Here is a 16,878-nt window from a genome sequence, read left to right as displayed (position 1 = left end):
ACCGAAACAGCCCCTGTCATCCGCTCCCCCGGCCCTCATGCCGCCTCCGCTCCCCGCACGATCCGCAGCGCCCACCACAGGCCCACGCCCTCCAGCACCCCGCCGACCAGCAGGCAACCCAGGCCTGCGCCGGTGTGCAGCAGCACGCGCAGGGGGTCGGCGCCCAGTGCCGTGCCCAGGACAAGGCCCAGCACCGGCAGGCCCGCGAGCATCACCGCGGTCGACCGAGCGCCCGCCAACTGGGCGCGCAGATCGGCGCGTTGGTCCCGGTCGGCGCGCAGGGCCCCTTCGAGGCGGTCCAGTCCGGCCGCGAGTCCGGCGCCCTGGTCCACGGCCACCCGCCAGCACGCCGCGAGGCCCAACAGCCCCTCCGCGCCCGGTTGTCGGGCTGCCGTGGCGAGCGCCCCGGGGACATCACCGCCGAACCGTGCAGCCGCCAGCACCGACGCCTGTGCCTCACCGAGGCCGCCGGAGTCGCGTGCCGCCCGCAGCAGCGCCTCCCCCGGCTGCCGCCCGGCGCGCACCTCACCGGCCAGCGCCCCGCACAGCGCGATCACCTCGTCGCCCCGCCGCTCCCGCGCCCGCCGCACCTCACCGGCCAGCCTGACCCGGCGCAGCAGCGGCACCCCGGCCGCGCCCACCAGCGCCGGCCCGACGGAGGCACCCAGCAGCGCCACCAGCAACCCGACGGCCACCGACCACCACTCGGCCCGTAACCGTCCGCGCAGCCGCCGCAGTTCACCGGCCGCCCGCTCCCACGGAGGCGGCCCGGTACCCACGGCTCCGCCTCCTGCGAGCAGCAACTCCGCCCGCCGCGCCCCCGGATACCGCCCGCCCAGCAGCCAGCAGACCGCCCCGACACACATCCCGGCCGCGCCCACCGCCAGCTCTACCGTCCCCGTCACGCGCCTTCACTCCCCGGCCCCTTGTCGCCGCCGGCGCGGAGCAGCCCCCGCAGCCGCTCCCACCCCCGCTCGTACGCGAACGCCTCCTCGCCCCACCGCAGCGCCGGCACCGTCACCACCAGCCCCGAGGGGTCCCGCTCCAGCACATGCACCTCGGCGATCCGGCGCCGCCCGGCCCGGTCGCGGACGAGATGCAGGACCACCGACAGCGCCGCCGCCAACTGGCTGTGCAGTGCGGCCCGGTCGAGCCCCGCGGCCGTACCCAGCGCCTCCAGCCGCGCCGGTACGTCCGCCGCGGCGTTCGCGTGGACCGTCCCACAGCCCCCTTCATGACCCGTGTTGAGGGCAGCCAGCAGGTCGAGCGCCTCGGCGCCCCGGACCTCCCCGACGACCAGCCGGTCCGGTCGCATCCGCAGCGCCTGCCGCACCAGGTCCTGGAGCGTGACCAGGCCCGCGCCCTCCTGGTTGGCGGGTCTGGTCTCCAGCCGTACGACGTGCGGATGGTCGGGCCGCAGCTCCGCCGAGTCCTCCGCGAGCACGATCCGCTCACCCGGGCCGACCAGACCCAACAACGCGCTCAAAAGCGTTGTCTTGCCGCACCCCGTGCCGCCGCTGATCAGGAAGGACAGCCGTGCGTCGAGCAGCGCCCGCAGCACCCGGTCACCGCCCGGCGGCATCATCCCCGCGGCCATCAGCTCGTCCAGGGTGAACGCGCGCGGCCGTACCACCCGCAGCGACAGACAGGTGCAGCCGACGGCCACCGGGGGCAGTACCGCGTGCAGACGGGTCCCGTCGGGCAGCCTGGCGTCGACCCACGGCCGGGCGTCGTCGAGCCGCCGTCCGGCCACCGCGGCGAGACGCTGCGCGAGCCGTCGTACGGCGCCCGCGTCCGGGAAGGAGACGTCGGTCAGTTCCAGTCCGCCGCCCCGGTCCACCCACACCCGGTCCGGGGCCGCCACCAGCACGTCGGTGACCGACGGATCGGTGAGCAGCGGCTCCAGCGGGCCGGTGCCGACCAGCTCCGACCTCAACCGCGCGGCGGCGCCCAGCACTTCGGCGTCCCCGAGCACCCGCCCCTGATCCCGCAGAGCCTGTGCCACGCGCGCGGGTGTCGCCTCGGCCCCGCTCTCGGCCAGCCACTGCCGTACGCCGTCCAGCAGCCCGGCGGACGCCCCTGGCCCCTCGTCCCAGCGCACGCCGTTCATACGCTGCCCGCCTCGGCCAGTGCCCGCTCCCAGAACACCGTGCAGAACCGGGCCAGCGGTCCGCGTGCGGCCGCTCCCGGTGGCGCCTTGCCCTCGTGCGGGCGTGACAGGGCCGATTCGACGGGGACCTCACCTGCCAGGGGCAGGTTGAGCAGCCGGGCCACCTCGTGGTCGTCCAGTCCCGGGGTGTACGGCCCCCGTACCGCCACGCGCAGGTCGCGCAGGACCATGCCGACGGCGGACGCCACCCGGCCGGCCGCCGCGACGGCGCGCAGTTCGCCGGGGACCACCAGGATCCCGACGTCCAGTTGGGCGAGGACTTCCGCGACGCCGTCGTCGATGCGCCGTGGGAGGTCGACGACGACCGCGCCGCCGCGCCGTCTGGCCGCGGCGAGCACCGCCCGTACGGCCTGGGGCGGGACGGCCACACAGTCTCCGCGGTCCCAGCTCAGCACCCTCAGGGAGTGCAGTTTCGGCAGCGACTCCTCCAGGGCTCCGCCGCCGACCCGGCCGCGTGAGGCGGCGAAGGCCGGCCAGCGAAGTCCGTCGGCCGTTTCGCCGCCGAGGAGCACGTCGAGTCCGCCGCCCAGCGGATCCGCGTCCACGAGCAGGGTGCGCAGTCCCTCGCGTGCGGAGGTGACGGCGAGCGCGCAGGCCAGCGTGGACGCGCCGGCCCCGCCCCGGCCGCCGATGACGCCGACGGTGAGCGCGGGCCTGCCGACGCCCTCGGCGACGTCGGCGATCCGGTCGACGAGCCACTGCTCGCCGTCGGGCAGCATCAGGACGTGGTCGGCGCCGATCTCGACGGCCCGCCGCCAGACCCCGGAGTCGTCCTGGTCCCGCCCGACCAGCACCACTCCCCGGCGGCGCGCGGCCCCGCGTACCCGCCGCACGGCGTCGTCACCGACGAGGACGAGCGGTGCGGCGTCCCAGCCACCGCCTCGCTCGGGCACCCCGTGGTGCACTTCGGGTGTGGCACCGGCCGCCGCGCACAGGCGCAGCAGGTCGTCCAGCAGGTCGGCGTCCTCGGTGACGATCAGCGGTCCGTTCTGCCGTCCCCCGGCCGCGGGCTGATCGTTGTCGTGTGTGATGGCTCCCGCCATGTTTTCCGGCCCCCTTCGCTATATGAACGGCCGACAGAAACCGGCCAAACGCGTCCGGCAAACGGAACCGGCCACGAACTGGCCGCCGACGGGACGCGCTGGAATCACGGTGCAGCGAACCCGGAAATCATGTGGATCTTGGTCGAAATCTGTGGACAACTCGATGCTTGTGGATATCGCTCTCACCCAAACAGGTGACCGCTGTACGACTTTCCACAGAGCAGCGATTCGGTTACCCACAGTGACAGCGTGCGGGCATGCGAAAGAGGCGGCCGGAGCCGCCTCGGACGGCACCACGGCCGCGAAGGGTGTGTTTGGGGAGAAAAAAACCCGCCCGGACATGCGACGACCCCCGCCGGGGGGGAGAGCGGGGGTCGTCCCCACGGTTCGACTCGGGGGGGGGAGGAGCCGGACCGGGTTAGCACGGTCGCGAACGATCCGTGACTTCCATGGTGTACCCGAGAGCCCTCTCAGGCAAACCCACGCGCGGTACCTTACGCCGAATGGTGGGCGCCTATGCTCAGCCTCGTGGAAAACCACTCCTTGCCCCGCACAGCCGCCTTCTTCGACCTGGACAAGACGGTCATTGCGAAGTCGAGCACGCTCACCTTCAGCAAGTCGTTCTACCAAGGCGGCCTGATCAACCGCAGGGCCGTCCTGCGTACCGCATACGCCCAGTTCGTGTTCCTGGCGGGCGGTGCCGACCACGACCAGATGGAGCGCATGCGCCAGTACCTGTCCGCGCTGTGCCGCGGCTGGAACGTCCAGCAGGTCAAGGAGATCGTCGCCGAGACGCTGCACGACCTGATCGACCCGATCATCTACGACGAGGCGGCCTCCCTCATCGAGGAGCACCACACCGCCGGCCGTGACGTGGTGATCGTGTCCACGTCGGGCGCGGAGGTCGTCGAGCCGATCGGCGAACTGCTCGGTGCGGACCGGGTGGTGGCCACCCGCATGGTCGTCGGCGACGACGGCTGCTTCACGGGCGAGGTGGAGTACTACGCGTACGGGCCCACCAAGGCCGAGGCGATCAAGGAGCTGGCCAGGTCCGAGGGGTACGACCTCGCGCGCTGCTACGCGTACAGCGACAGCATCACCGATGTCCCCATGCTGGCGTCCGTCGGCCATCCGTACGCCGTGAACCCGGACCGCGCGCTGCGCCGGGAAGCGATCGCCCGTGGGTGGACGATCCTGGACTTCCACCGCCCGGTCAGGCTGAAGCAGCGTCTGCCCGCGCTCTCCGTACCGCCGCGTCCGGCCCTGGTGGCCGCCGCCGCGATAGGCGCGGCAGCGGCTACGGCGGGTCTCGTCTGGTACGCGAACAGGCGCCGCCCGACGGCCGTCTGAGCCGCCCCTCCCGCCCCGTCCAGGCCCATCCGGCACACCGGCGCCCGATTCATTCCTGTTTGAGGACAAAAGTAAAGAAGCGCAGTAAGGGGTTCCGCTTGCCCGGGTCCAGGAGTAGAAAGGACTCAACGGCCCGCGAGACCAAGGACATCCGAAAGGATCACCTTAATAACGCATTTGGCCCCACGGACCTAGCATGAACACTGGGTACCCACGCGACGTCGACCCGTCGATTACGGGCCAGCCGCACCAGGTGACGGGCCTAGTTCCCGCCCTGATGGGCAATATTCCGAGGACGCTTGGTAACCCGGGTGGACATGCTGGCGGCGGTACGAATCCTCGTACCGCCGCAACCCGTTGAGGCCCTCCGCGGAGGGCCTTTTCGCTTCTCTCCGCCGTCTTCTCCTACGCCGCCCCGCGTTGCAGTGCCTCGCACACGGCCACCGATTCACGCGCGCCGAGTTCGATCGCCCGGCCGCAGTGGGTGATCCACGCCCCCATGCCCTCCGGGGTTCCGGAGACATAGCCGTCGAGTGCCGCCAGATAGGCCGCGCGGCCCGGTTCGGCGTGACCGACCTCGGCCGGGCACACGGACTTCGGGTCGAGGCCGCTGCCGACCAGGACGATCCGCTCGGCCGCGCGCGCGACGAGGCCGTTGTGGGAGCCGAAGGGGCGCAGCGCGAGGAGTTCGCCGTGCACGACGGCGGCCGTGACCAGGGCGGGGGCCGAGCCTCCAGCGATGATCAGTTCCGCGAGCCCCTCCAGCCGTCCGGACACCTCCGCCGCGCTCGGCAGCGGCAGTTCGACCAGCGGCTCGTCGACCGGCTCACCGTCCTGCCGCGGACGCCCCACCTCGTCGGCCGTGCCCGCGGCGGCTACCAGATGCAGCCGGGCCAGCACACGCAGCGGCGACTGGCGCCAGATGGACAGGAGTTGACCCGCCTCCGCGGTCAGCCGGAGGGCCGCGCCGACGACCCGGGCCTCGTCGTCACCGCTGAAGTCGGTACGCCGGCGTACCTCTTCGAGGGCCCAGTCGGCACCGGAGAGAGCCGCGGAGCCGCGCGCACCGCGCAGTGCCGCCTCGCCGGTGATCTCGCTGCTGCGCCGCCGCATGATGCGATGCCCGTAGACCCGGTCCACGGCCTTGCGCACGGACTCCACCGAGTCGGCCACCCCGGGCAGCGATCCCAGGGCCGCGAGCGGGTCGGCGGTCGCGCCTGTCGTACTCATGAGTACGACCCTACGCACTCGGAGGAGCCGACCCACGAAGGAGTGGAGCCACGAAGGAGTGGACTTCCTCACGCACCCTGGACACCCAAGGCGGTCACTCCACTACCGTTAGTGAACATGAAAATTGCTTTCGTCGGGAAGGGCGGCAGCGGCAAGACCACGCTGTCCTCCCTGTTCGTCCGCCACCTCGCCGCCGCCGGGGCGCCGGTCCTCGCCATCGATGCCGACATCAACCAGCACCTGGGCCCCGCACTCGGCCTCCACGACGCCGAAGCCGCCGCGATGCCCGCGATGGGCGAGCGGATGCAGCTGATCAAGGAGTACCTCCGCGGCACGAACCCGCGCATCGCCTGCGCCGACGCGATGATCAAGACGACGCCGCCCGGCGCGGGCTCGCGGCTGCTGCGGATCCAGGACACCAATCCGGTGTACGACGCCTGCGCGCGGCCGGTGGAACTCGACGGCGGCGCCGTCCGTTTGATGGTCACCGGCCCGTTCACCGAAGCCGATCTCGGAGTGGCCTGCTACCACTCCAAGACGGGCGCGGTGGAGCTGTGCCTGAACCATCTCGTCGACGGCCCGGGCGAGTATGTCGTCGTCGACATGACCGCGGGCTCCGACTCCTTCGCGTCCGGTCTGTTCACCCGCTTCGACATCACGTTCCTCGTCGCCGAACCGACCCGGAAGGGGGTCTCCGTCTATCGCCAGTACAAGGAGTACGCCCAGGACTTCGGGGTCGCCCTGAAGGTCGTCGGCAACAAGGTGCAGGGGCAGGACGACCTCGACTTCCTCCGCGCCGAGGTCGGGGACGACCTCCTGGAAACGGTCGGGCACTCGGACTGGGTGCGCGCCCTGGAGAAGGGCCGGTCCTCCCGGTTCGAGTTCCTGGAGGCCACCAACCGCCGTTCCCTGCGCCGGTTGCACACGGCCGTCGACGCCACGTACGAGCTGCGCGACTGGGAGCGCTACACACACCAGATGGTCCACTTCCACCTGAAGAACGCCCACTCCTGGGCCAACGCCCGCACCGGGGTCGACCTGGCAGCCCAGATCGACCCCCACTTCGTATTGGACGAGCGGATGACGGCGACCGTCGTCTGAGGGCGGCGGTCATGAAGGGGTGCCGGCGAAAGCGGGGCGCCCCGCGCCTCCGGCAGGGGCGCGGGGCTCTATCCGATCTGCGGCTCCGCCGCGTGGGCACGACCAGCCCCCGCCGACCCGCACCCGACGAACCTCCCCGAGCGCCTCGCCCCGAATGACCCGCACCCAGCGGAGCGCTACCGCTTGGCCGCCGGGGCTCCGGGTACTCCCTTCGGCGCAGGCGCCGGGTGGCCTGCCAGGAAGGCCGCCCAGCCCTCCTTCGGAGCCTCACCGACCCCGAGCGTGCGCATCTTCGCCAGCGTCTGCGGGTCCTGCGCGTCCAGCCAGTCGGCCAGCTGCCGGAAGGAGACGCACCGGACGTCGGCCTTCGTGCAGACGCGTTCGATGACCTCCTCGACGGCGCGCATGTAGACACCGCCGTTCCAGGACTCGAAGTGGTTGCCGATGAGCAGGGGCGCGCGGTTGCCGTCATGGGCGCGCTCGAAGCCCTTGAGGAGGCCGTCGCGGAACTGGTCGCCCCAGTACTCGTGCCGGCCCTCGTCACCCGTACGCGCACCGGACTGGTTCATGTAGAAGTTGTAGTCCATGGTCAGCGTCTCGAAGCTGCGGCCGGGGACCGGGACGAGCTGCATGGACAGGTCCCACAGGCCCTTCTTCTTCGCGGGCCAGAGCTGCTCGTTGACACCGCTCGTGTCATAGCGGAAGCCCAGTTCGCGGGCCGCGCTCATGAAGTTCTTCTGCCCTTCCAGGCAGGGTGTGCGGCCGCCGACGAGTTCCTTCTCGTAGTCGAAGGGCAGCGGGGACGCCTTCTTCATGCCCGTGGTGGTCTTCCAGGACTTCACGAAACGTTTCGCCTGGGCGATCTCGTCCTTCCAGTCCTCCACCGACCACTCGCCGACCCCACCCCCGCTGCCGCAGAAGTGGCCGTTGAAGTGGGTGCCGATCTCGCTGCCCTCCAGCCAGGCGAGCCGCAGCTGCTTCACGGTGTCGGCGATGCCCTGCTCGTCGTTGAAGCCGATGTCGGAGTGGCCCGGCGAGTGCTGAGGCGGGTCGTAGAGGTCGCGCTTGTCCTCCGGGAGCATGTACACGCCGCTCAGGAAGTACGTCATCGTCGCCTTGTTGGCCTTGGCCACCTTGCGGAAGCGGGAGAACAGCCGCTGGCTGTCCTCCCCCGCGCCGTCCCAGGAGAAGACGACGAACTGCGGCGGCTTCTGGCCGGGCTTGAGACGCTCGGGCCTGGGCTGGTAGGGCTGGGCTCCGGTGTACGCGGTGGAGCCGTCGCCGATCAGCCGGACCGCGCTCCTGGGTGCCGGGGCAGGCGCCGCCTTCTTCGCGCCGTGCGTGCCTTCCTTCACACCGGAGGAGCCGGGGGTTCCCGCTCCGCAGCCGGCGAGTGACGCGGCACAGGCCGCGACGGCCACGACGCCCGCGGCGATCCTCTTGGTGACGGCCATGTCCGCCCACCTCTTCCTTCGTTTTCCTTCGTTCGGGCCGGCGCTTTCGGGCGCGGCGCAGTCAAGGTCACATGGAGACCAAGAAGGAATTAGTACGACAAGCCGATCAAAAGTTCAGTTCACTCACCAGAGTGATTTATTGACCCATTTGACCCGAAAATACATACACGCACTTTACTGTGCATTACGATCCATTTACCGAGCGTTGAAAATCCCGCCGCTTGCACGCCGTGACCCACGGCCGCGACCCGACCCCCCGCCATCGACGGGGGGACCACCTGTTCCGCGACCGCGCTGCCCCGGAGGAGACGGGAAACATGTCTGCCTGCGTCCCCACTCGCGCCCCCGACCCGACTCGGACTGAGCGCATGCACCCACCCCACAGCCCCCCACCGCCGCCGGCCCCGCCTCGCCGCTTCCGCATCGCGGGCGCGGACGTGTCGGCCTCCATCGCGGTCTTCCTGATCGCCCTGCCCCTCTCTCTGGGCATCGCCCTCGCCACCGGCGCCCCACTCCAGGCCGGCCTGGTCGCCGCCGCCGTCGGCGGCCTGGTCGCCGGACGGCTCGGCGGCTCCCCGCTCCAGGTGAGCGGCCCGGCCGCCGGGCTCACCGTCGTCACCGCCGAACTCATCCAGCGGTACGGATGGCGTACGACCTGCGCCATCACCGTTCTCGCCGGGCTCGCCCAACTCGGCCTCGGCTGCCTGCGCGTGGCCCGCACGGCGCTCGCCGTCAGCCCCGCCGTCGTCCACGGCATGCTCGCCGGGATCGGCGTGACCATCGCCGTCGCCCAGGTGCACATCGTCCTCGGGGGTACGCCGGAGAGCTCGGTCCTCGACAACGTCCGCGCGCTGCCCGCCCAGTTGGCCGGCCTGCAGCCCGCCGCCGTGTCGATGAGCGTGCTGACCCTGACCCTGCTGCTGGCCTGGCCACGGCTTCCCGGCCGGGTGGGGCGCGTACTGCGCAAGGTGCCGGCCGCGCTCGTCGCCGTCAGCGGCGCCACACTCACCGCCGCGCTCGCCGGGCTGACCCTGCCCAAGGTCGACCTGCCGTCCTGGCGCAGCCACGCGCTGGCCGGGCTGCCCGAAGGACCCGTGCTCGGCATCGTCGCCGCCGTGCTCACCACCACGCTGGTGTGCAGCGTGCAGTCACTGCTCGGCGCGGTCGCCGTGGACAAACTGGCGGCATCCCGGCCCGAGCTGCTGGCCAATGGAGCCGGGCGGCCGGGAGCCTCGGCCCGCGTCGGCCGCTCCGACCTGAACCGTGAACTGCTCGGCCAGGGTGCAGCCAACGTCGTGTCCGGGGTGCTCGGCGGGCTGCCGGTCGCGGGTGTGGCCGTGCGGAGTTCGGCGAATGTGCAAGCCGGTGCCGTGAGCCGGAACTCCACGATGCTGCACGGCGTTTTCGTAGTAGTCGCCGCAATGCTGCTGGTTCCGATTCTGGAGCTGATCCCGCTCGCCTCACTGGCCGCCCTGGTGATGGCCGTCGGCATCCAGATGGTGTCCCCGGGCCACATTCGCACGGTGACCCGCCACCGCGAGGTCCTGGTGTACGCGGTGACGACCCTGGGCGTCGTCGTCTTCGGCGTCCTCGAAGGAGTACTGCTGGGCGTCGCGGTCGCCGTCGGCGTCGCCCTGAACCGCCTCGCCCGCACCCGGATCACCTACGAAGTGAGAGACGACGAGAGAGGGGGAACCCATTACGTACACGTCCGAGGGCAGTTGACGTTCCTCGCGGTGCCCCGGCTCAGCCGGACCCTGCACCTCGTACCCCAGGGGGCCCATGCCGTCGTGGAGTTGGACGGCTCGTTCATGGACCACGCGGCGTACGAATCCCTGCACCACTGGCAGAACACGCACACCGCGCAGGGCGGCACCGTCGAGGTGACCGGCCGGTCGGGGACACGTATCGCCGAGCCCGCCGACGCCTCCGACTGCCGCTGCCGGCCCTGGACACCCTGGCGCAACCACCAGTGCGAGGGCCCGGAGTCCGGACCGGGGCGCGGGGAGACTGCGGACAGGGCCGGCGGGGAGAGCGGTTGGACCGGTTCCTCCGGCTCGCCCGACCCGGCCGACTCCGCGGGATCGTTCGGTGCCGTCGAGCCGAGCGGGCATCAACTGGCGCGCGGTATCAGCGCGTTCCAGCGGAACACCGCGCCGCTGGTGCGCGGCGAGCTGGCCAGGCTGGCGCGTGAGGGACAGCAGCCCTCACAGCTGTTCCTGACGTGTGCCGACTCGCGCCTCGTCACGTCGATAATCACCTCCAGTGGTCCCGGCGACCTGTTCGTCGTACGGAACGTCGGCAACCTGGTGCCGCAACCCGGCGAGGAGAGCGGGGACGACTCGGTGGCGGCCGCGATCGAGTACGCGGTGGACGTGCTGAAGGTGCGGTCCATCACGGTGTGCGGGCACTCCGGGTGCGGGGCCATGCAGGCACTGCTGAACATGGAGCCCGACGGGATGCCGACGCCGCTCAGGCGCTGGCTGCGGCACGGCCTGCCGAGTCTGGAGCGGATGGCCGCGACGGACCGGCCCTGGACGCGGCTCGCCGGACGGGCGCCCGCCGACACGGTCGAGCAGCTCTGCCTGACCAACGTGGTCCAGCAGTTGGAGCACCTCCAGGCGCACGAGTCGGTGGCTCGGGCGCTGCGGGAGGGCGCACTCGATCTGCACGGGATGTATTTCCATGTGGGTGAGGCGCAGGCGTATCTGCTCACCGGGGCGGTGGGCGGGGACGAGGTGTTCGATCATGTGCGGGCGGCCGGCCTGTCCGCCTGACGGGAGGGGTGAACCGGGCGACCATGACGTACGTGACCTTGGTTGTGCCCCTCATGGAGGGGCGCACCGACGGAGGAGACCCGAGGAAGAACTAAAGGTCTAAACCAATTTTCCGTCGGCCCTTGTCAGCAGGCCCCCCGGTCTGATGAGCTGTGGCCTGGGACACAACGGACACCCTGGGAAAGGGAGATGTCGTGAGCAACGAAAGCCTGGCCAACCTGCTCAAAGAAAAGCGCAGGTTCGCGCCACCCGCCGAGCTGGCCGCAGCTGCCAACGTCACGGCGGAGGCGTACGAACAGGCCAAGGCTGACCGGCTCGGCTTCTGGGCCGCGCAGGCCCGCCGGCTGACCTGGGCCACCGAGCCGACCGAGACGCTGGACTGGTCGAACCCGCCGTTCGCCAAGTGGTTCAAGGACGGCAGCCTCAACGTCGCGTACAACTGCGTCGACCGGCACGTCGAGGCCGGGAACGGCGACCGGGTCGCCATCCACTTCGAGGGGGAGCCCGGCGACAGCCGGGCGATCACCTACGCCGAGCTCAAGGACGAGGTCTCCAAGGCCGCCAACGCCCTGCTGGAGCTGGGAGTCGAGAAGGGCGACCGGGTCGCCGTCTACATGCCGATGATCCCGGAGACGGCGATCGCGATGCTCGCCTGCGCCCGGATCGGCGCCGCGCACAGTGTCGTCTTCGGCGGGTTCTCCGCGGACGCGCTCGCGACCCGCATCCAGGACGCCGACGCCAAGATCGTCATCACCACCGACGGCGGCTACCGGCGCGGCAAGCCGTCCGCGCTCAAGCCCGCCGTCGACGCGGCCGTCGAGCGCGTCGACAACGTGGAGCATGTCCTCGTCGTCCGCCGTACCGGGCAGGACGTCGAGTGGCACGAAGGCCGGGACGTGTGGTGGCACGAGGTCGTCGAGCGGCAGAGCGCCGAGCACACGCCCGAGGCGTTCGAGGCAGAGCAGCCGCTGTTCATCCTCTACACCTCCGGTACGACGGGTAAGCCCAAGGGCATCCTGCACACCTCCGGCGGCTACCTCACCCAGGCCGCCTACACCCACCACGCCGTCTTCGACCTCAAGCCGGAGACCGACGTCTACTGGTGCACGGCCGACGTCGGCTGGGTCACCGGGCACTCCTACATCGTGTACGGACCGCTGGCCAACGGCGCTACCCAGGTGATGTACGAGGGGACGCCGGACACCCCGCACCAGGGGCGCTTCTGGGAGATCATCCAGAAGTACGGGGTGACGATCCTCTACACGGCGCCGACCGCGATTCGTACGTTCATGAAGTGGGGCGACGACATCCCCGCCAAGTTCGACCTCTCCTCCCTCCGGGTACTGGGGTCCGTCGGCGAGCCGATCAACCCCGAGGCGTGGATCTGGTACCGCAAGCACATCGGCGGCGACGTGACGCCCATCGTCGACACCTGGTGGCAGACCGAGACCGGCGCCATGATGATCTCCCCGCTGCCCGGCGTGACCGAGACCAAGCCGGGGTCCGCGCAGCGGGCACTGCCCGGCATCTGCGCGACCGTCGTCGACGACGAGGCGCGCGAGGTGCCCAACGGGGGCGGCGGCTACCTCGTGCTGACCGAGCCGTGGCCGTCCATGCTGCGCACCATCTGGGGCGACGACCAACGCTTCCTCGACACGTACTGGTCCCGGTTCGAGGGCAAGTACTTCGCGGGTGACGGCGCGAAGAAGGACGACGACGGCGACATCTGGCTGCTCGGGCGCGTGGACGACGTCATGCTCGTCTCCGGGCACAACATCTCGACGACGGAGGTCGAGTCCGCGCTGGTGTCCCACCCGTCGGTCGCCGAGGCCGCCGTCGTGGGTGCCGCCGACGAGACCACCGGGCAGGCCATCGTCGCCTTCGTCATCCTGCGCGGCACCGCCTCCGAGACCGACGGGCTCGTCGCCGAGCTGCGCAAGCACGTCGGTGACGTCCTCGGTCCGATCGCCAAGCCCAAGCGCATCCTGCCGGTCGCGGAGCTCCCCAAGACGCGCTCCGGAAAGATCATGCGCCGTCTGCTGCGTGACGTCGCCGAGAACCGGGAACTGGGTGACGTGACGACCCTGACCGACTCCACCGTCATGGACCTCATCCAGACGAAGCTGCCCGCGGCGGGCAGCGAGGACTAGAACAGGACCAGAACCGGACCAGAGACCGGCGAGAGACCGACAAGAGACCGGCGAGAGGGTTCCTCCGGGCGGTACATCCCGCGCACCTTGGGTAGGCTGAAGATCGCGTCAACAACGCGACAAGATCCGCGAGGATCGCCAAGGTGCGCCGGGAAGTCTGGTCGGCATGCGTTCCATGCTGCCCACCGACCGGAGGACTCCCCGTGGCCGCCCCCCGCAACGCAAGCCGCAAGCTCCTCGGACGGCTCTCGCTGCCCGAGCGGACATACGTCGCGGACGCCCTGCGGACCGAGACCGTCGGCGGGGTGCTGCTGCTCGTCGCCGCGATCGCCGCGCTGATCTGGGCGAACACCCCGGCCAAGGACACGTACGAGGCCGTCCTCGACTTCCACGTCGGGCCCGCCGCCCTCGGGCTCGACCTCTCCCTCCAGCACTGGGCCGCCGACGGGCTGCTCGCGGTCTTCTTCTTCGTCGCCGGCATCGAACTCAAGCGCGAGCTCGTCGCCGGGGATCTGCGCGACCCGAGGGCCGCCGCGCTGCCCGTCGTCGCCGCCCTGTGCGGAATGGCCGTACCGGCGCTCGTCTACACCCTCACCAACGTCACCGGCGGCGGTTCGCTCGCCGGGTGGGCCGTGCCCACGGCCACCGACATCGCCTTCGCGCTCGCCGTGCTCGCCGTCATCGGTACGTCCCTGCCGAACGCCCTGCGCGCGTTCCTGCTCACGCTCGCCGTCGTCGACGACCTCTTCGCCATCCTGATCATCGCGGTCTTCTTCACCGACGACCTGAACTTCGCCGCGCTCGGCGGCGCGCTCGTCGGCCTCGCCGTCTTCTGGCTGCTGCTGCGCAAGGGCGTACGCGGGTGGTACGTGTATGTCCCGCTCGCGCTCGTCATCTGGGGGCTGATGTACAACAGCGGCATCCACGCCACCGTCGCCGGTGTCTCGATGGGCCTGATGCTGCGGTGCACGACCCGGACCGAGGACGGGGAGACGTGCTCGCCCGGCGAGCACGTCGAGCATCTGGTGCGGCCCCTGTCGGCCGGGCTCGCCGTGCCGTTGTTCGCCCTGTTCAGCGCGGGGGTCTCGGTGTCCGGCGGGGTGCTGGGAGACGTGTTCACGCAGCCCGAGACGCTCGGGGTCGTGCTCGGGCTCGTCATCGGCAAGACACTCGGGATCTTCTGCGGGACCTGGCTGACGGCACGTTTCACCCGCGCCTCGCTCAGCGACGACCTCGCCTGGGCCGACGTCTTCGCCGTCGCCTCCCTCGCCGGGATCGGGTTCACCGTCTCGCTGCTGATCGGTGAACTCGCTTTCGACGGCGACCCCGCACTCACCGACGGGGTCAAGGCCGCCGTCCTGTCCGGCTCGCTCATCGCCGCGCTCGCCGCGACCGTACTGCTGAAGATACGGAACGCCAGGTACCGCAAGCTCTGGGAGGCAGAGGAGCGCGACGACGACCTCGACGGCATCCCCGACATCTACGAGGAGCACGATCCGGCGTACCACCTGCGCATGGCCGACATCCACGAGGGGAAGGCGGCAGAGCACCGACGCATCGCCGGGCTCAAGGCCGCCGAGCTGGAGGCCGCCGAGCGGGACCGGCTTGCCGAAGTGGTGGGCGGGGCGGGCGACGAGGGTGACGGTCCGGCATGATCTGACACGTAGACGTCAGACATGCGGTCAGACACTCGGTCAGGCGCGTACGCCCGGCGCGTACGTTCAGACATCCGAGCAGGACGACCAAGACAACGACAACCAAGACAACAGGGAGATCTCGATGAGCGCACCCGACGGCAGCCCGGTCGGCGCCGAACGCAGCATCGGCCAGTTGTTCGCCTCGGCGACGACCGAGATGTCCGCGCTGGTGCACGACGAGATCGCGCTGGCGAAAGCCCAGCTCAAGCAGGACGTGAAGCGCGGCGTGACCAGCGGCGGCGCGTTCACGGTGGCCGCCGCCGTACTGGTGTTCTCCCTGCCGATGCTCAACTTCGCACTGGCGTACGCCATTCGGACCTGGAGCGACTGGAACCTCGCGGTCTGCTTCCTGCTGTCGTTCGCCGCGAACGTCCTCCTCGCCGTCCTCCTGGTGCTGGTCGGCGTCGTCTTCGCGAAGAAGGCCAAGAAGGGCAAGGGCCCGCAGAAGGTCGCCGCGTCCATGAAGGAGACTGCGGGCGTCCTCCAGAACGCCAAGCCCCACCCCCGGCCCGCCCCGGTGAGTGACGCGGTCGAGGTTGTGGCACGCTCGTCCTCATGACGGACCCCGCCACACCCTCGGCGCAACCCGCGTCCGCCCAGCCCTCATCGGCGCAACCCGCCTCGGCCGTACGGCTCGACCTGCCCGGCGGACGCGAGGTGATCCACCGGGACGTCGCCGCGAACGGCGCCCGGTTCCACATCGCCGAGGTGGGTGATGGGCCGCTGGTCATGCTCGTGCACGGGTTCCCGCAGTTCTGGTGGACGTGGCGGCACCAGCTGACCGCCCTCGCCGACGCCGGTTTCCGGGCCGTCGCCATGGACCTGCGGGGCGTGGGCGGCAGCGACCGTACGCCCCGGGGTTACGACCCCGCGAACCTCGCCCTCGACATCACGGGCGTCGTCCGGTCCCTGGGCGAGCCAGACGCCGCGCTGGTCGGCCACGACCTGGGCGGATACCTGGCGTGGACGGCCGCGGTGATGCGCCCCAAGCTGGTACGACGGCTCGTGGTCGCCTCGATGCCCCACCCCCGGCGCTGGCGCTCGGCGATGCTCTCCGACGTCAGGCAGACGGCCGCCGGGTCCTACATCTGGGGGTTCCAGCGGCCCTGGCTCCCCGAGCGGCAGCTCATCGCGGACGACGGGGCGCTCGTCGGGCGGCTGATCCGGGACTGGTCGGGGCCGCGGCTGCCGGACGACGAGGCGGTGGAGACGTACCGCAGGGCCATGTGCATCCCGTCCACCGCGCACTGTGCGATCGAGCCGTACCGCTGGATGGTCCGCTCGATGGCCCGTCCGGACGGCATCCAGTTCAACCGGCGCATGAAGCGGCCGGTGCGGGTGCCGACGCTCCATCTGCACGGCTCACTCGATCCGGTACTGCGCACACGCAGCGCGGCCGGCTCCGGGGAGTACGTCGAAGCGCCGTACCGTTGGCGCCTGTTCGACGGACTGGGCCACTTCCCGCACGAGGAGGACCCGGTCGCGTTCTCCACGGAGCTGGTCAACTGGCTGAAGGACCCCGAACCGGACAGGTGAACCGGACACCAGACCGGACAGGTGACCGGACAGGGGGAGGGTGTCAGCCCGCCCGCATCCGAGAACTGGAACAGCTGTACTACGAACAGCCAATTGCCCGGCGCATAGGCCGATTGGGGGCCCATGGGGCGGTTATCGACCTTGGGGCAGGGGCAGACGTCGGGGTATGGGCTGGACGCACGACTACAGTGACGCCGCACGCAATCGCCGCTCGGGCCACGGTCTGAGCTCCCACCAAGGAGGTTCCCCGCACATCGCGGGGACCGATCTGAAGGTGGGAATCCCGCGCATCCTGCGCCGTCGGGCCCGCTGGGTCTCGATGCGCCTGCGCCACCCCCGCCCCTGAGCCCTATGAGGGCCCTATAGGGCT

The 16,878-nt window shown here is 70.8% G+C and carries 13 protein-coding genes; 8 read left to right on the top strand and 5 right to left on the bottom strand.

Features of this window, described 5'->3' with window-relative positions:
* Positions 1-35 precede the first annotated feature (35 nt).
* From ACW4TU_RS25360 to ssd, 3 genes are read right to left on the bottom strand one after another with little or no spacing between them, the layout of a single operon-like run.
* Positions 36-866, bottom strand: a complete 831-nt coding sequence (locus ACW4TU_RS25360) for a type II secretion system F family protein (RefSeq protein WP_457430295.1) — start codon at positions 864-866, stop codon at positions 36-38.
* 35 nt (positions 867-901) lie between these two features.
* A complete protein-coding gene (locus ACW4TU_RS25355; protein ID WP_457417074.1) occupies positions 902-2,110 on the bottom strand; it encodes a TadA family conjugal transfer-associated ATPase in 1,209 nt (402 codons plus the stop codon).
* Positions 2,107-3,213, bottom strand: coding sequence for a septum site-determining protein Ssd (gene ssd, locus ACW4TU_RS25350; protein WP_457417073.1), 1,107 nt, complete (start codon positions 3,211-3,213; stop codon positions 2,107-2,109). The genes ACW4TU_RS25355 and ssd overlap by 4 nt, the downstream gene beginning before the upstream one ends.
* Positions 3,214-3,729: 516 nt before the next feature.
* Between ssd and ACW4TU_RS25345 the strand changes: the two genes are divergently transcribed.
* The gene (locus tag ACW4TU_RS25345) at positions 3,730-4,563 is read left to right on the top strand and encodes an HAD family hydrolase (RefSeq protein WP_457417072.1); all 834 of its coding nucleotides are present in this window, start codon (positions 3,730-3,732) and stop codon (positions 4,561-4,563) included.
* Positions 4,564-4,968: 405 nt separating this feature from the next.
* On the opposite strand, the gene ACW4TU_RS25340 is transcribed toward ACW4TU_RS25345, so the two are convergent.
* Positions 4,969-5,793 (bottom strand): Fic family protein, encoded by an 825-nt coding sequence (locus ACW4TU_RS25340; protein WP_457417071.1) that lies wholly within the window; start codon positions 5,791-5,793, stop codon positions 4,969-4,971.
* Between the two features lie 117 nt (positions 5,794-5,910).
* On the opposite strand from ACW4TU_RS25340, the gene ACW4TU_RS25335 reads away from it, so the two are divergent.
* Positions 5,911-6,894 (top strand): ATP-binding protein, encoded by a 984-nt coding sequence (locus ACW4TU_RS25335; RefSeq protein WP_457417070.1) that lies wholly within the window; start codon positions 5,911-5,913, stop codon positions 6,892-6,894.
* A 176-nt stretch (positions 6,895-7,070) separates the two neighbouring features.
* On the opposite strand, the gene ACW4TU_RS25330 is transcribed toward ACW4TU_RS25335, so the two are convergent.
* The gene (locus ACW4TU_RS25330; protein ID WP_457417069.1) at positions 7,071-8,348 is read right to left on the bottom strand and encodes a polysaccharide deacetylase family protein; all 1,278 of its coding nucleotides are present in this window, start codon (positions 8,346-8,348) and stop codon (positions 7,071-7,073) included.
* Positions 8,349-8,665: 317 nt separating this feature from the next.
* On the opposite strand from ACW4TU_RS25330, the gene ACW4TU_RS25325 reads away from it, so the two are divergent.
* The 6 genes from ACW4TU_RS25325 (at position 8,666) to ACW4TU_RS25300 (ending at position 16,854) form a co-directional block, all read left to right on the top strand.
* Positions 8,666-11,125: a SulP family inorganic anion transporter gene (locus ACW4TU_RS25325; protein WP_457417068.1), complete on the top strand. Its 2,460-nt coding sequence runs from the start codon at positions 8,666-8,668 to the stop codon at positions 11,123-11,125.
* A 152-nt stretch (positions 11,126-11,277) separates the two neighbouring features.
* Positions 11,278-13,275: an acetate--CoA ligase gene (gene acs / locus ACW4TU_RS25320; RefSeq protein ID WP_457417067.1), complete on the top strand. Its 1,998-nt coding sequence runs from the start codon at positions 11,278-11,280 to the stop codon at positions 13,273-13,275.
* Positions 13,276-13,478: 203 nt separating this feature from the next.
* Positions 13,479-14,930, top strand: coding sequence for a Na+/H+ antiporter NhaA (nhaA, locus tag ACW4TU_RS25315; RefSeq protein WP_457417066.1), 1,452 nt, complete (start codon positions 13,479-13,481; stop codon positions 14,928-14,930).
* A gap of 124 nt (positions 14,931-15,054) precedes the next feature.
* On the top strand, positions 15,055-15,531 hold the full coding sequence (locus tag ACW4TU_RS25310; RefSeq protein ID WP_457417065.1) for a phage holin family protein: 477 nt from the start codon (positions 15,055-15,057) through the stop codon (positions 15,529-15,531).
* A complete protein-coding gene (locus ACW4TU_RS25305; RefSeq protein ID WP_457417064.1) occupies positions 15,528-16,508 on the top strand; it encodes an alpha/beta fold hydrolase in 981 nt (326 codons plus the stop codon). Before ACW4TU_RS25310 ends, ACW4TU_RS25305 begins: the two co-directional genes overlap by 4 nt.
* Before the next feature lie 166 nt (positions 16,509-16,674).
* On the top strand, positions 16,675-16,854 hold the full coding sequence (locus ACW4TU_RS25300; protein WP_164409929.1) for a hypothetical protein: 180 nt from the start codon (positions 16,675-16,677) through the stop codon (positions 16,852-16,854).
* Positions 16,855-16,878: the final 24 nt, after the last annotated feature.

The sequence above is a fragment of the Streptomyces kryoterrae genome, from assembly GCF_054072135.1.
Note: the sequence above shows the minus strand (reverse complement) of the source record. Positions and strands in the feature narration are given on the sequence as shown.

Bases quoted from the DNA above. Each gene is read 5' to 3' on its own strand.
- ACW4TU_RS25360 (WP_457430295.1), bottom strand. From the start codon at position 866: ATGTGTGTCGGGGCGGTCTGCTGGCTGCTGGGCGGGCGGTATCCGGGG.
- ACW4TU_RS25355 (WP_457417074.1), bottom strand. From the start codon at position 2,110: ATGAACGGCGTGCGCTGGGACGAGGGGCCAGGGGCGTCCGCCGGGCTG.
- ssd (WP_457417073.1), bottom strand. From the start codon at position 3,213: ATGGCGGGAGCCATCACACACGACAACGATCAGCCCGCGGCCGGGGGA.
- ACW4TU_RS25345 (WP_457417072.1), top strand. From the start codon at position 3,730: ATGCTCAGCCTCGTGGAAAACCACTCCTTGCCCCGCACAGCCGCCTTC.
- ACW4TU_RS25340 (WP_457417071.1), bottom strand. From the start codon at position 5,793: ATGAGTACGACAGGCGCGACCGCCGACCCGCTCGCGGCCCTGGGATCG.
- ACW4TU_RS25335 (WP_457417070.1), top strand. From the start codon at position 5,911: ATGAAAATTGCTTTCGTCGGGAAGGGCGGCAGCGGCAAGACCACGCTG.
- ACW4TU_RS25330 (WP_457417069.1), bottom strand. From the start codon at position 8,348: ATGGCCGTCACCAAGAGGATCGCCGCGGGCGTCGTGGCCGTCGCGGCC.
- ACW4TU_RS25325 (WP_457417068.1), top strand. From the start codon at position 8,666: ATGTCTGCCTGCGTCCCCACTCGCGCCCCCGACCCGACTCGGACTGAG.
- ACW4TU_RS25310 (WP_457417065.1), top strand. From the start codon at position 15,055: ATGAGCGCACCCGACGGCAGCCCGGTCGGCGCCGAACGCAGCATCGGC.
- ACW4TU_RS25305 (WP_457417064.1), top strand. From the start codon at position 15,528: ATGACGGACCCCGCCACACCCTCGGCGCAACCCGCGTCCGCCCAGCCC.
- ACW4TU_RS25300 (WP_164409929.1), top strand. From the start codon at position 16,675: ATGGGCTGGACGCACGACTACAGTGACGCCGCACGCAATCGCCGCTCG.